The sequence below is a fragment of the Pseudomonas sp. NFACC45 genome (assembly GCF_900113505.1).
GTDB classification, from domain to species: domain Bacteria; phylum Pseudomonadota; class Gammaproteobacteria; order Pseudomonadales; family Pseudomonadaceae; genus Aquipseudomonas; species Aquipseudomonas tehranensis.
Window position 1 is genome coordinate 257612 of the sequence record NZ_FOPO01000001.1, and the last position, 13472, is coordinate 271083.

13 protein-coding genes and 1 pseudogene are annotated in these 13472 nt (G+C 61.8%); 10 read left to right on the top strand and 4 right to left on the bottom strand.

Annotated features, from left to right (window positions below; translation table 11 throughout):
- The first annotated feature begins 21 nt into the window (after positions 1-21).
- Together mscK and selO are read left to right on the top strand one after the other, a co-directional pair.
- On the top strand, positions 22-3384 hold the full coding sequence (mscK, locus tag BM132_RS01105) for a mechanosensitive channel MscK (RefSeq protein ID WP_092452492.1): 3363 nt from the start codon (positions 22-24) through the stop codon (positions 3382-3384).
- 37 nt (positions 3385-3421) lie between these two features.
- Positions 3422-4885, top strand: a complete 1464-nt coding sequence (selO, locus tag BM132_RS01110) for a protein adenylyltransferase SelO (protein WP_092452495.1) — start codon at positions 3422-3424, stop codon at positions 4883-4885.
- 123 nt (positions 4886-5008) lie between these two features.
- Here selO and BM132_RS28605 read toward each other — a convergent pair.
- The 3 genes and pseudogenes from BM132_RS28605 to BM132_RS01125 form a co-directional block, all read right to left on the bottom strand.
- Positions 5009-5143 (bottom strand): annotated as a pseudogene (locus BM132_RS28605) (transcriptional regulator); the annotation flags it as partial.
- 10 nt (positions 5144-5153) lie between these two features.
- On the bottom strand, positions 5154-5432 hold the full coding sequence (locus BM132_RS01120; RefSeq protein WP_092453067.1) for a hypothetical protein: 279 nt from the start codon (positions 5430-5432) through the stop codon (positions 5154-5156).
- Between the two features lie 247 nt (positions 5433-5679).
- A complete protein-coding gene (locus BM132_RS01125) occupies positions 5680-6585 on the bottom strand; it encodes a LysR family transcriptional regulator (protein ID WP_218157828.1) in 906 nt (301 codons plus the stop codon).
- A 156-nt stretch (positions 6586-6741) separates the two neighbouring features.
- Between BM132_RS01125 and ycaC the strand changes: the two genes are divergently transcribed.
- Together ycaC and trxC are read left to right on the top strand one after the other, a co-directional pair.
- A complete protein-coding gene (gene ycaC, locus BM132_RS01130) occupies positions 6742-7368 on the top strand; it encodes an isochorismate family cysteine hydrolase YcaC (RefSeq protein WP_092395616.1) in 627 nt (208 codons plus the stop codon).
- Between the two features lie 178 nt (positions 7369-7546).
- Positions 7547-7969, top strand: coding sequence for a thioredoxin TrxC (gene trxC / locus BM132_RS01135; RefSeq protein ID WP_092395614.1), 423 nt, complete (start codon positions 7547-7549; stop codon positions 7967-7969).
- 124 nt (positions 7970-8093) lie between these two features.
- Here trxC and BM132_RS01140 read toward each other — a convergent pair whose 3' ends face one another.
- Positions 8094-8864, bottom strand: coding sequence for a ParA family protein (locus BM132_RS01140; RefSeq protein WP_092395612.1), 771 nt, complete (start codon positions 8862-8864; stop codon positions 8094-8096).
- Positions 8865-9222: 358 nt separating this feature from the next.
- Here BM132_RS01140 and BM132_RS01145 point away from each other — a divergent pair, with 358 nt between their 5' ends.
- Genes BM132_RS01145 through BM132_RS01170 form a run of 6 tightly spaced genes read left to right on the top strand, consistent with a single transcriptional unit; the run spans position 9223 to position 13450 of the window.
- Positions 9223-9942, top strand: coding sequence for a beta-ketoacyl synthase chain length factor (locus BM132_RS01145; RefSeq protein ID WP_092453070.1), 720 nt, complete (start codon positions 9223-9225; stop codon positions 9940-9942).
- The gene (locus BM132_RS01150) at positions 9918-10727 is read left to right on the top strand and encodes a lysophospholipid acyltransferase family protein (RefSeq protein WP_092395610.1); all 810 of its coding nucleotides are present in this window, start codon (positions 9918-9920) and stop codon (positions 10725-10727) included. Before BM132_RS01145 ends, BM132_RS01150 begins: the two co-directional genes overlap by 25 nt.
- Positions 10708-10968 (top strand): phosphopantetheine-binding protein, encoded by a 261-nt coding sequence (locus tag BM132_RS01155; protein WP_047225937.1) that lies wholly within the window; start codon positions 10708-10710, stop codon positions 10966-10968. The genes BM132_RS01150 and BM132_RS01155 overlap by 20 nt, the downstream gene beginning before the upstream one ends.
- 9 nt (positions 10969-10977) lie before the next feature.
- Positions 10978-11232 carry an acyl carrier protein gene (locus BM132_RS01160; protein WP_030140951.1) on the top strand — a complete coding sequence of 85 codons (255 nt, stop codon included), beginning with the start codon at positions 10978-10980 and terminating at the stop codon, positions 11230-11232.
- Positions 11229-11774 carry a COG4648 family protein gene (locus tag BM132_RS01165; protein WP_092395608.1) on the top strand — a complete coding sequence of 182 codons (546 nt, stop codon included), beginning with the start codon at positions 11229-11231 and terminating at the stop codon, positions 11772-11774. The genes BM132_RS01160 and BM132_RS01165 overlap by 4 nt, the downstream gene beginning before the upstream one ends.
- Entirely contained in the window at positions 11771-13450 is a 1680-nt protein-coding gene (locus BM132_RS01170; protein ID WP_092452504.1) for an ApeI family dehydratase, read from the top strand. Before BM132_RS01165 ends, BM132_RS01170 begins: the two co-directional genes overlap by 4 nt.
- Positions 13451-13472: the final 22 nt, after the last annotated feature.

Here is a 13472-nt window from a genome sequence, read left to right on the forward strand (position 1 = left end):
TCACTTGCTCGACCGGTCTCTATGCCTACCCTGCGCTCCTTTTTCACCATTGCCCTGCTGGGCCTGAGTCTTTCCGTCTGCCCACTGCAAGCCGCCGAACCGCTCACCAGCGCTTCGGTACAGGCCAGCCTGGACAAAATCGCTGACCGCAAACTGCCGGAAGCCGAGCAGAAGTCCTTGCAGGAGATACTGCAAAAGACCCTGGCTCAGCTCACCAGCAAAGACGAATACGAGCAGAAGCTGGTCGATCTCAAACAGCAGCTGGCCAGTGCCCCCAAGCAAAACATTGAAAACCAGCGCGAACTGGCCCGGCTCAAGAGCACCCCCGTAGTGCCGGTGGCGCAGCGTTACGCCAACCTGCCGGTTCCCCAGCTCGAACAGATGCTGACGGACCGTTCCACCCAGCAGAGTGACCTGCAAAAAGCCCTGGCCGATGCCAACAGCCTGATCATCACCGCCCAGACCCGCCCCGAGCGCGCCCAGGCCGAAATCGCCAGCAGCCAGACCCGCATCCAGCAGATCAACACCATCCTCAAGACGGGCAAGGATGCCGGTAAAACCCTGAACGGCGAACAGCGCGACCAGCTCAACGCCGAACTGGCAGCACTCAATGCGCTGATTCCGTTGCGACGCCAGGAACTGGCCGGCAACAGCCAGTTGCAAGACTTGGGCAACAGTCAGCACGACTTGCTGACGGAAAAGATCGACCGCATGGAGCAGGAAATCCAGGACCTGCAAACGCTGATCAACCAGAAGCGACTGGCCCAGTCCCAGGAAACGGTGACCCAGCAATCCATCGAAGCCCAGAAGGCCGGCGGCAGCAGCCTGCTGGCGACCGAAAGCACGGCCAACCTGAAACTTTCCGACTATCTGCTCAAAAGCACCGACCGCCTCAATGAGGTCACCCAGCAGAACCTGCAGACCAAGCAACTGCTGGACAGCGTTACCCAGACCGACGCGGCCCTGGACGAGCAAATCAGCGTCCTCAAGGGCAGCCTGCTGCTTTCCAAGATTCTCTACAAACAGCGCCAGACCCTGCCACGCCTGGAACTGGACAAGAATCTGGCGGACCAGATTGCCGACATCCGCCTCTACCAGTTCGAGGTCAGCCAGCAACGCGAACTGCTGAACAATCCAAGCGCCTATGTCGACAATCTGCTGGCATCGCAGCCTGCCGAACAAGTCACGCCGCAACTGCGCAAAACCCTGCTGGAACTGGCCCTGACCCGGGTCGACCTGCTGGAACGCCTGAATCGCGAGTTGAGCGCGGTGCTTAACGAATCCATCACCTTGCAGCTCAACCAGAAGCAACTGCTCAGTACCGCGCAAAACCTGCGGGCGACCCTCGAAGAGCAAATGTTCTGGATTCCCAGCAACAAGCCGCTGGATTTCGAATGGATGCGGGGCGTGCCGGCTCGCCTGGAAAAACAGGTCGACTCGCTACCCTGGGCCTCGAGCCTCAGTGAGCTGGCGGACGGCCTGACCCAGCGGCCGCTGCTGTTCCTGCCCCTGGCGCTGCTCATCGGTGCTCTGCTGTGGCGACGCAAGAATCTGTATGCCCGGCTGAACAAGGTTCACCAGGACGTCGGCCACTTCAAGCGTGACAGTCAGTGGCATACCCCGCAGGCGATTCTGATCAATATCCTCCTGGCGATGCCGGTAGCCCTGGCGCTGGCCCTGTGCGGCTACGCCCTGCAGATCGACGCCCGGGGCCAGAACGCCAACCTCGGCGCTGCGCTGCTGCAGATCGGCCAGGCCTGGCTGGTGTTCTATACCGCCTATAGGGTGCTGGCGCCCGGTGGCGTGGCCGAGTTGCATTTCCGCTGGGAAAAACCCCAGGTCGAATTCCTCCAGGGCTGGATCCGCCGGCTCGGGCTGGTGGTACTGGCGCTGGTCGCCGTGGTGGCGGTGGCCGAATTGCAACCCTCGGCCCTGGCCGACGATGTACTGGGCATGCCGGTGGTGCTGACCTGCTACGCCCTGATGGCCTGGCTGCTCAGCCGGCTGTTGCTCAGCAGCCCGACCCACCAGAACACCTCGCTGTTCCGCAAGGCCGTCGGGGTGATGTTCACCGCGCTGCCAATCGCCTTGTTCGTAGCCGTGTGCTTTGGCTACTACTACACCGCGCTCAAACTCAGCGACCGACTGATCAATACCCTGTACCTGCTGATGTTCTGGCTGGTGATCGAGGCCACCTTCGTGCGCGGCCTGTCGGTTGCGGCGCGGCGCCTGGCCTACCAGCGCGCCCTGGCCAAGCGTCAGGCGACCAAGGAAGCCGGTGATGGCGAAGCAGTGGTCGAGGAGCCGACCCTGGACATCGAAAAGGTCAACGAACAGTCCCTGCGCCTGATCCGCCTGGCCCTGCTGGGCGGTTTCATCGCCGCGCTGTATTGGGTCTGGTCGGACCTGATCAGCGTGTTCTCCTACCTGGACAACATCACCCTCTACGAATACACCAGCGGTACCGGCGCCAACATGAGCATGGTGCCCATCAGCATTGGCGACATGCTCGGCGCGCTGATCATCATCGGCATCACCTTTGCCCTGGCGCGCAACCTGCCGGGCCTGCTGGAAGTGTTTGTCCTGTCCAAACTCAACCTGGCCCAGGGCAGCGCCTACGCCGCCACCACGCTGCTGTCCTATGTGATCGCCGGCATAGGCTTCGTCACCACACTCTCCACCCTGGGCGTGAGCTGGGACAAACTGCAATGGCTGGTGGCCGCGCTCTCGGTGGGCCTGGGCTTCGGCATGCAGGAAATCTTCGCCAACTTCATCTCCGGGATCATGATTCTGTTCGAGCGTCCGGTGCGGATCGGCGACACCATCACCATCGGCAACCTGTCGGGCACGGTCAGCAAGATCCGCATCCGCGCCACCACCATCACCGACTTCGACCGCAAGGACATCATCGTCCCCAACAAGACCTTCATCACCGGACAGTTGATCAACTGGTCGCTGACCGACACCGTCACCCGCGTGACCCTCAAGCTGGGCGTGGACTACGGGTCGGACCTGGACCTGGTCAAGGAACTGCTGCTCAAGGCCGCCCGTGAGAACCCACGCGTGCTGAAGGAGCCGGAACCACTGGTGTACTTCCTGAACTTCGGGGAAAGTACCCTGGACCATGAGTTGCGCATGCATGTGCGTGACCTGGGCGACCGCAACCCGGTACTGGACGAGATCAACCGGTTCATCAGCCGCGAATTCAAGAAACAGGGCATCAGCATTGCGTTCCGGCAGGTAGAAGTCTCCTTGAAAAATCTTCAAGGCCTGGAATACAAGCTGACACCTGTCTTGCCTGAAGCCAAAACCGCGACGCCTGAGCCTCCCCTCACGCCAGGGCCCAAGTCCTTGCCAGAGCCGCCGGCAGCCACCCTCGACTGATCGCGCGAGGCCTGCGGGCATCGCGCCGGAGACGGCCATGAAAACCCTGGAAACATTGACCTTCGATAACCGCTTCGCCCGTCTCGGCGACGGTTTCTCGGCCCACGTGCTCCCCGAGCCCATCGACAACCCCCGGCTGGTTGTTGCCAGCCGCCAAGCCATGGCTTTGCTGGACCTGGACCCGGCCGAAGCCCAGGCACCGCTGTTCGCCGAGCTGTTCGGCGGGCACAAGCTGTGGGCTGAAACCGAGCCCCGGGCGATGGTGTATTCGGGGCACCAGTTCGGCCATTACAACCCGCAATTGGGGGACGGCCGCGGGCTGTTGCTGGGGGAGGTCTACAACGAGGCCGGGGAACACTGGGACCTGCACCTCAAGGGCGCCGGCCAAACCCCGTTCTCGCGCATGGGCGATGGACGGGCGGTATTGCGCTCCTCGATCCGCGAATTCCTGGCGTCCGAAGCGCTGCACGCCCTGGGCATACCCACCACCCGCGCCTTATGCGTGATCGGTTCCGACACCCCGGTGTGGCGCGAGAAGCAGGAGCGTGCCGCCATGGTGTTGCGTATGGCACCGAGCCATGTGCGCTTCGGGCACTTCGAATACTTCTACTACACCAAAAAGCCCGAATTGCATGCCAGCCTCGCGGAACATGTGCTGAACATGCACTTTGCCGAGTGCCGCGAACAACCGGAGCCATACCTGGCGATGTTCCGCGAGATCGTCGAGCGCAACGCCGAACTGATCGCCAAATGGCAAGCCTACGGCTTCTGCCACGGTGTGATGAACACCGACAACATGTCGATCCTGGGCATCACCTTCGATTTCGGGCCATTCGCCTTCCTCGACGACTTCGACGCCAATTTCATCTGCAACCACTCCGACGACCAGGGCCGCTACTCATTCAGCAACCAGGTGCCGATTGGCCAATGGAACCTCAGCGCCCTGGCCCAGGCCCTGACGCCGTTCATCAGCGTCGAGGCCTTGCGTGAAACACTCGGTTTGTATTTGCCGCTGTACCAGGCCCACTACCTGGACCTGATGCGCCGCCGCCTGGGCCTGACCAGCGCCGAGGAGGATGACCAGAAACTGGTGGAGCGCCTGCTGCAATTGATGCAAAACAGCGGCGTCGACTACAGCCTGTTCTTCCGCCGGCTAGGCGATCAGTCCCCCAAGCAGGCCGTCGCCGCCCTGCGCGATGACTTCGTCGACCTCAAGGGCTTCGACGCCTGGGGCGAGCTTTATGTCGCCCGCGTCAGCCGTGAAGGTGCTGTCGATCAAGACACGCGGCGCGCCCGCATGCACGCGGTGAACCCACTGTATGTGCTGCGCAACTACCTGGCGCAGAAAGCCATCGACGCTGCCGAGGCAGGCGACTACGACGAAGTGCGCCGCCTGCATACGGTGCTGAGCAAGCCGTTCGAGGAACAGCCGGGTATGGACAGCTACGCGCAACGTCCGCCGGAGTGGGGCAAGCACCTGGAAATCAGTTGTTCGTCGTAAAGGCTTCAGTCTTGCGAGGGCAAGACATGTGGGAGCAAGGCTTGCCCGCGATGAAAGCAACTCGGTCTTCCCCAAAACCGAGGAGCCGGTATCGCGAGCAAGCTTTGCTCCCACAGCGAACCGTCAAATAAAGGTTTCAACCGATACGCCGAAGCGCCCCACCAACCAGCGAATCTGCCTTAAATTGAGCGGGCGTTTGCCGCTCAATACCTCCCATACCACCGACTGGGTGTCGACGCCCGGCAATGTGAGCGGGTGTGAGCCCTGCTCATCCAACCTTGTCGTTGCCCTGCTCAGGCGTCTCAATGCCCGGTTCTGTCTCGGCCCCCTCTTCGCCAGCCGGTTTGGCCGGCGTTTTTTTCTCGGGGTAACCGGGCATGCCGCGGGCGTCTTCGGGAGTCAGTTCATCCCGTTCGTGGCGGCGGTCGATGGCGTAGGCCGGGGCGGCGTTAGGGTCTTCGTCGCGGCCTGCGGTGCCAAGGACAAAGCCGTCGTCATTGGGGTTGGCCGGTGTTGGGGGGATGGTTGGGTCTTGAGGATTGCTCATGGGACCTCCTGAGTCTGCAAACAGATACGTGGTGTCTTTTTGAGGCCCTGACAGCTTTTCAGTGCGGCGCACCTGATGAATGGCAGCCTTGATAAACGTCCTTGGAGAAGCCTGGACTGTGATTCCCTGTGGGAGCGGGCTTGCTCGCGAATGCGGCGTATCAGACACATAGATGTTGACTGGCACACCGTCTTCGCGAGCAAGCCCGCTCCCACAAGGAGAATCCGCTGGCATGGCTGCCTCCACGCTACGCCATGTCGCTGTGACTGAATTCTTCGGCCAGAAAATCAATCAGTGTACGCACCGACGGCAGCAACCCGCGGCGTGAGGCGAAGATCGCATGGACGATCCCGCACTTGGGCGTCCAGCCCGGTACCAACTCCACCAGTCGTCCAGCCGCCAGGTCCTCGCGCACCACCACGCCGGGCAGGTGTGCGATGCCGATACCCGCCAATACCGCATGACGCAGGGCCAGCAGGTCATCGGTGACCATGCGTGGTTCATGGCGGATCAACGCACTGGCGCCGTCCGGACCGAACAGTTCCCACTGGTACTCGCGCTGCGCAGCCCCCCAATGCACGCTCGGCAAACCGTGCAGGTCCGCCGGTGAAGCGGGTGAGGACAGGCGCTCGCGGTAGGCCGGGCTGCCCACCAGGCACTGGGTGCTGTTACCCAATACTTTCATGACCATGTCGGTGTTTTCCAGTGGCGGAAAGCGTACCCGCAACGCGATATCGAAACCCTCATGGATCAGGTCGACCCGGCGGTTGGTGCTCTCGATGAACAACTCCACCCGCGGGTACTTGAGCATGTAGCGGGTCAGCATCGGCCCGACCCAACTGTTGAGCAACGCTGTCGGGCAACTGATGCGCACCAACCCCTGGGGCTCGGAGCGGTTGCGTTCGATCACTTCGGCCGCGCTCTCGGCCTCGACCCGCATCGCCAGACAGCGCTGATAGTAGGCCTGGCCAATCTCCGTCAAAGAGCAATGGCGACTGGTGCGATGGATCAATCGCACCCCAAGGCGCTCTTCCAGTTGGGCAATCCGCCGGCTGAGTTTCGATTTTGGCATGTCCAGCGCCCGGCCGGCAGCGGCAAAACCGCCGTGCTCGACCACTTGGGTGAAGTAGTAAAGCGTGTTGAGGTCTTCGATGATCGTTCTCCAAATAGAACGCTAGGGCTGATTTTTGCAGTCTAGCGCATCAAAGGTGCCAGTTTTAATCTATGTCCATCGCTTAGCAACACACCAACACTGAAAACTTCAACCACGCCGAACCGTTCGGCAGCCAAAACTTAGAGGACTAACGCCATGACCACTTCCTACAACCGTCTCGACAAAGATAACGCCGCCGTTCTGCTGGTGGACCACCAGGCTGGCCTGCTGTCGCTGGTGCGTGACATCGACCCGGACCGCTTCAAGAACAACGTGCTGGCCCTGGCCGATCTGGCCAAATACTTCGAGCTGCCGACCATCCTCACCACCAGTTTCGAAACCGGCCCCAACGGCCCGTTGATGCCCGAGCTCAAGAGCCTGTTCCCGGACGCGCCGTACATCGCTCGTCCCGGCCAGATCAACGCCTGGGACAACGAAGATTTCGTCAAGGCGATCAAAGCCACCGGCAAGAAGCAACTGATCATCGCCGGGGTCGTCACGGAAGTCTGTGTAGCCTTCCCGGCACTGTCGGCCCTGGCCGAAGGTTTCGAGGTGTTCGTGGTCACCGATGCCTCTGGCACATTCAACGAGCTGACCCGTCAATCGGCCTGGGACCGCATGTCCTCCTCGGGTGCGCAATTGATGACCTGGTTCGGCCTGGCCTGCGAGCTGCACCGCGACTGGCGCAACGATGTGGAAGGGCTGGCGACCTTGTTCTCCAACCACATCCCGGACTACCGCAACCTGATGACCAGCTACAACACGCTGACCAGCGCGAAATAACCAACAACACTGAACTACACCTGTGGGAGCGAGCCTGCTCGCGATGACGGCAGAACAGTCGACCTGATGTTGACTGACACACTGCCATCGCGAGCAAGCCCGCTCCCACAGGGGGTTTTGCGGTGGTTTCTATATAGTGTTCAATCTGTACCGATGATTTTTCCTGGAGACTGCCCCAATGCTGATCCCCTGCCCCCACTGCAACGGGCTCAACCGCATCCCCGCCGAACGCCTGGGCGATGCGCCCAAGTGCGGACGCTGCAAAGCCCAGGTGCTGTTAAGCAAACCGTTCGAACTCAAGCAAGGCGACTACGCCAGCCAGATCAAGGGCGACCTGCCGTTACTGGTGGATGTGTGGGCCGATTGGTGCGGGCCATGCAAGTCCTTTGCGCCCGTGTTCGAACAGGCCGCCACGCAACTGGTGGGCAAATGCCGTCTGGCCAAGCTCGACAGCGAAGCCAATCAGCCGCTATCGGCGCAGTTGGGGATCCGCTCGATACCCAGCCTGATTCTGTTCAAGGACGGCCGGGAAGTGGCGCGCCAGAGTGGAGCATTGCCGTTGCCGCAGTTGATGAGTTGGTTGCGTAGCCAGGGGATCTGAAGCCATGAGATGAATGTGGGAGCGGGCTTGCTCGCGAATGCGGTGTGTCAGTCGACATCGATGTGTCTGATACACCGCATTCGCGAGCAAGCCCGCTCCCACCTTGGTTTGGCACAGGCCAGAATCAGGCGCTTTCCAGCAAGCTATGCAACTCCATGAACTGCTGGGTCAGCTTGTGACGCGGGTCCAGATGGATCAGTGGCAAGCTCGCCTGATGGGATTCACGCATGCGCACCGAGCTGCTCAGGTACACCGGTAGAACCGGCAAGCCTTCGGCAATGAGCTCGTCAAGGATCTGCTGCGGCAGGCTGGCCCGCGCCTGGAACTGATTGACGACGATGCCTTCGACCTCAAGCCCTTCGTTGTGGTCGTCCTTGAGCTCCTCTATTTCCGCCAACAGCCCGTACAACGCCTGACGTGAAAAACTGTCGCAATCGAAGGGAATCAGCACACGATCAGCAGCGATCAGTGCCGAAACCGCATAGAAATTCAAAGCGGGCGGGGTATCCAGATAAATCCGGTCGTAATCCTCATCCAGCTCTTCGAGCAACTTGCGCAGTTTGTTGATCTTGTGTTTCGCCTCAAGCTTGGGTTGCAGATCCGTCAGCTCGGCGGTGGCGGTGATGACGTGCAGGTTGTCGAATGGCGTTTCGTAGATATCCACCTTGTTCTTTTTCGAGAAGGGCCCGGACGACAGGGTCTGCTTGAAGAAATCGGCGATACCCATGGGGATGTCGTCGCCGGTAAGGCCCGTCAGGTATTGAGTGGAATTGGCCTGGGCATCCAGGTCCACCAACAGCGTGCGATACCCCTCGCTGGCACTGACCGCTGCCAGATTGCAGGCGATGCTGGACTTGCCCACGCCACCTTTCTGATTGAACACCACGCGCCGCATGTCAAAACCTCCGTGTATCAAAGATTCCCGAGTGTAGTAGGCCACGATACCGCTTCGCTACCTTCGGTGTGGCCGGACCACAAGGTCGGTGGCTTTTTCGAACAACGGAGCATCCATTCACCTCGATAATCAGAGAAACATCCGACAGACATGCTCGTCATAATCGCGACAATAGCTCTTGTCTGCGCCTGGACGAACGAACCGGTAGATTTCGCTGAGCAAAATGTAACCAGCATTTGCTACAAGCCAACCGCACCCGGATAATGCGCGCCACTTGGGTCGCAAGACCATGCAGGGTTGGACGCGGGTCAAACCACTGAACCGTGACAATAAAAGCCCGCAGGGGTGGGGTGTATTTGTGATCAATTTCAACATCGCCCAATGGCGCGCGTGGGCCCCTGGGCTCGAAAGCGTGGACGACTGGCAGGCATGGAGCCGACAGCCGGTCGTGTTGCCCACCAGCGATGCCGCCCCTGACGTTTCGTTTCTGCCGGCCATGCAGCGCCGTCGCCTCAGTCGCCTGGCGCGGATGGCTTTCAGCGTGGGCTGGCCACTGGCCGAAGGCCGGCCGAACCTGCCGTTGGTCTTTATTTCCCGCCATGGCGAAACCCCGCGCACGTTTGAGATTCTCAAGGACCTGGCAGCCAACCAACCGTTATCGCCGACTCAATTCAGCCTGTCGGTGCATAACGCCGTGATCGGCCTGTGGTCGATCCTGCGCGGCGAAACCAGCGAAATGACCGCCCTGGCGGCCACGGGCGACGGGCTGGAACACGGGATCCTGGAAGCCGTCGCGCTGCTGAACGAGGGAGCGGCGGCGGTGCTGCTGGTGATCGCCGAAGAGCAGCCACCCCAGGTCTACGCTCCCTGGGTCAACGATGTGCCCTTCCCCTATGCAGTGGGCTTGCTGTTGACTCCAGGCGACGATTGGCAACTGGACCTGTCCACCCAGACCGATCAAAGGCCCGCCAGCGACTGGCCCCATGCCCTGGGATTGTTGCGTACGCTGCTGAACAACCTATCCACCTGCCAACATGCCTGGAAGAATCGTGTATGGACCTGGCAACGCAACCGGTGAACGGTAAACATCGCGACGCCTACTACTGGCGCCTGATCGCGACCGCGGCAAGCTTCGTCCTGTTCGGGCTGGGCGGGCTGTGCCTGCGATTGCTGGTGTTTCCACTGTTGACCTGGCTGCCCGGCGACGCCCAGGCCCACCGCCTGCGAGCCCGCCGTACCGTGGGGCGATTGTTCTGGTTCTTTATCCGTTTCATGGCCCGCACCGGCGTGCTCACGTACCAGATCGACGGTGCGGAGAAACTCGGTCGCCCCGGGCAAATGATCATCGCCAACCATCCGTCGCTGATCGACGTGGTGTTCCTGATCGGCCTGGTGCGCGACGCCAACTGCGTGGTCAAGCAGAGCCTGTGGGACAACCCCTTCACCCGCGGCCCGCTGCGCTCGACCCAATACATCAGCAACGACGGCAGCATGGACATGCTCGATGCCGCCAGCAACGCCCTGCAGGACGGCCAGAGCCTGATCGTGTTCCCCGAAGGCACCCGTACTCGGCCAGGCCAACCGCCGGCCTTTCATCGGGGCGCAGCGGCCATCGCGCTGCGAGGTGCGAAAATCCTCACTCCGGTGACCATCAAGGTCAGCCCCACCACTTTGACCAAGGCCGAACCCTGGTATCGCATCCCTCAGCGCCGCGTGCACTTCAGTTTCCGCGTGGGGGCCGATATAGATCCACAGGCGTTCGCCGCGCTCGGCCCTGCGCCGCAGGCTTCGCGCAGGCTCAACGATTTTCTGCATCACTATTACATCAAGGAGCTCGCCGAAGATGAGCGATCTGCACCATGACATCAAACAGCTGATCATCGACGCCCTCGGCCTGGAGGACATCAGCACCGACGATATCGGCGACCATCAGACCCTCTTCGGCGAAGGCCTGGGCCTGGACTCGGTGGATGCCCTGGAGCTGGGCCTGGCGATCCAAAGAGAGTACGGCATCAAGATCGATGCCGATGCCAAGGACACCCGCAACCATTTCAGCAATGTGGCAAGCCTTGCGGCCTTCGTCACTGCAAATCGCGTAGCCTGAGACCGGACCATGCAAACTCGTGACGACATTTTCAACACCCTGCGCGATGCTCTGGTCGAGCTTTTCGAGCTGGACCCTGAGCGCGTGACACTGGAGTCGAACCTGTACCAGGACCTGGAAATCGACAGCATCGACGCGGTCGACCTGATCGATCACATCAAGCGCCAGACCGGCAAGAAGATCGCCGCCGAAGAATTCAAGTCGGTGCGCACCGTCAACGACGTGGTCGAGGCGGTCTATCGACTGGTTCAACCGGCCGCATGACCCGGCTGATTGGCCTAGGCCTGCTGCTGGTGGGCCTGTTGTACCCCTTTGCGGTGTATTTCGGCATGGAGCATTTCGCCCCATGGCAGTTCGGCCTGCTGCTGGGTAGCCTGTGGCTGGCCCGGGCTTTGCTCGGCAAAGGCGGGCCCGGCAGCCGCTGGATGGCGGTTACCGCGATTGCCTTCAGTGTACTGCTCGCGCTGTTCGACAGCCCGCTCCTGCTGCGCTGGTATCCGGTGCTGATCAGCGCCTTCATGCTCGGGCTGTTCACCCTGAGCCTGAAATACGGTCCGCCGATGGTCGAGCGCCTGGCGCGCCTGCGCGAACCGCAGCTACCGGCCAACGCGGTGGTGTATACCCGCCAGGTCACGGTGGTCTGGAGTGTGTTTTTCCTGTGTAACGGCTTGCTCGCCGCCGCCCTGACCCTCTGGGCGCCGCTGAGCTGGTGGATGTTGTACACCGGCCTGATTTCCTACGGATTGATGGGGCTGCTGTTTGCCATTGAATGGCTTATACGACAACGGGTAAGAGGCCGCCCATGAATTGGATAACACTTGAGCAGATGTTGCTCACAGCCCAGCCGGAACGTGCTGTGGCCGTCGACCCGGCGCTGAGCCACTCGCAACTGCGGGACGCGGCGCTGAGCCTGGCCGCCGGTCTGCAGGCCCGCGGCGTACGGCGCCTGGCGGTGCACCTGGAAGACGCCGCCGACCTGGCGGTGGCCCTGCTCGGTGCCTGGCGCGCCGGGGCCAGCGTCCTGCTTCCCGCCGACCTGCAAGCCCAGACCCGCCAGCGCTGGTCGGCGGACGTCGACCTGTGGTTGACCGATCAACCCACGGACATCCGTCTCGACGACCTGCGACTAGCCCCCCTTGAGGGCACTGAACTGGACCTCGATCAGTGCTGCCTGAGCCTGTGCACCTCCGGGTCAAGCGGCGAGCCCAAGCGCATCGAGAAAACCCTGCGTCAGTTGAGTAACGAAGTCCAGGCTCTGGAACAATTGTGGGGCGCCGACCTGGGCCCGGCCTGCATGATCGGCAGCGTCGCTACCCAGCACATCTATGGCCTGCTGTTTCGGGTGCTGTGGCCGCTGTGCGTCGGGCGTCCATTCGTGCGCCGGCAACTGGCCTTTCCCGAAGACCTGCAACGCGCCAGCCGTCAGTATCCGGCTTTTGCCTGGGTCGCCAGCCCGGCCTTGCTCAAGCGCATGGGCGATAACCTCGACTGGCCAGCATTGAGCTGCGTACGCCGGGTATTTTCCTCTGGAGGAGCCTTGCCGACCGAGGCTGCCCAAAGCCTGCACCAGCGACTGGGGCAATGGCCGACAGAAATCTTTGGCAGTTCGGAAACCGGCGGCATCGCCTGGCGTCAGGGCGCAGGCTTATGGCAGCCCTTCGCCGACGTAAAGCTGAGCCAGGACAGTGACGGCGCCTTGCTGATCGCCTCACCTTATCTGCCGGCCGGCCATGTGGAACACACCGCCGACGCGGCGCGGATCGCCGGGGATGGACGCTTCGAACTGCTCGGACGGCTGGATCGCATCGTCAAGCTTGAAGAAAAGCGCATATCACTGCCCATGCTGGAACAGGCGTTGATGGCCCACGACTGGGTCAGCGAAGCCCGACTGGGGGTGGTCCAGGAAAATCGCGCCTCCCTCGGGGCGCTGCTGGTGCTGAGCGAAAGCGGCCTGCACGCCTTGCGCAACCTGGGTCGACGCGCCGTGACCGAGGCCTTGCGCCGTCACTTGAGCGAACACTGCGAAACCCTCGCCTTGCCTCGGCGCTGGCGCTGGCTGCGGCAGTTGCCGCTCAACGCCCAAGGCAAGCTGCCCCAGGCCGAAGTCGAAGCCCTGCTGATGGCTGCGCGCCCCAAAGCCCCGCAAGTGCTCGAACAGGTCGAAACCGACGGGCAATGGAGCCTGCAACTGCTAGTGCCCCCGGACCTGGCGTATTTCAGCGGCCATTTTCCCACCGCACCGGTACTGCCCGGTGTGGTGCAGGTCGACTGGGCCTTGAGCCTGGGCCGACAACTGATGGACCTGCCGCCGCGGTTCCTCGGCATGGAAGTGCTGAAGTTCCAGCAACTGATGCGCCCCGGCGATGAAATCCAGCTGCACCTGCGTTTCGACCGCGAGCGCGGCAAGCTGTACTTCGCTTATCGCAATGACACGGCCGCCTGTTCGAGTGGGCGGATCGTCCTGGGGGTGACCGATGATTAATTGCACCGCCCTCCTGTGGCGA

Coding starts and splice junctions, on each gene's coding strand:
- mscK (WP_092452492.1), top strand. CDS start 22: ATGCCTACCCTGCGCTCCTTTTTCACCATTGCCCTGCTGGGCCTGAGT.
- selO (WP_092452495.1), top strand. CDS start 3,422: ATGAAAACCCTGGAAACATTGACCTTCGATAACCGCTTCGCCCGTCTC.
- BM132_RS01120 (WP_092453067.1), bottom strand. CDS start 5,432: ATGAGCAATCCTCAAGACCCAACCATCCCCCCAACACCGGCCAACCCC.
- ycaC (WP_092395616.1), top strand. CDS start 6,742: ATGACCACTTCCTACAACCGTCTCGACAAAGATAACGCCGCCGTTCTG.
- trxC (WP_092395614.1), top strand. CDS start 7,547: ATGCTGATCCCCTGCCCCCACTGCAACGGGCTCAACCGCATCCCCGCC.
- BM132_RS01140 (WP_092395612.1), bottom strand. CDS start 8,864: ATGCGGCGCGTGGTGTTCAATCAGAAAGGTGGCGTGGGCAAGTCCAGC.
- BM132_RS01150 (WP_092395610.1), top strand. CDS start 9,918: ATGGACCTGGCAACGCAACCGGTGAACGGTAAACATCGCGACGCCTAC.
- BM132_RS01155 (WP_047225937.1), top strand. CDS start 10,708: ATGAGCGATCTGCACCATGACATCAAACAGCTGATCATCGACGCCCTC.
- BM132_RS01160 (WP_030140951.1), top strand. CDS start 10,978: ATGCAAACTCGTGACGACATTTTCAACACCCTGCGCGATGCTCTGGTC.
- BM132_RS01165 (WP_092395608.1), top strand. CDS start 11,229: ATGACCCGGCTGATTGGCCTAGGCCTGCTGCTGGTGGGCCTGTTGTAC.
- BM132_RS01170 (WP_092452504.1), top strand. CDS start 11,771: ATGAATTGGATAACACTTGAGCAGATGTTGCTCACAGCCCAGCCGGAA.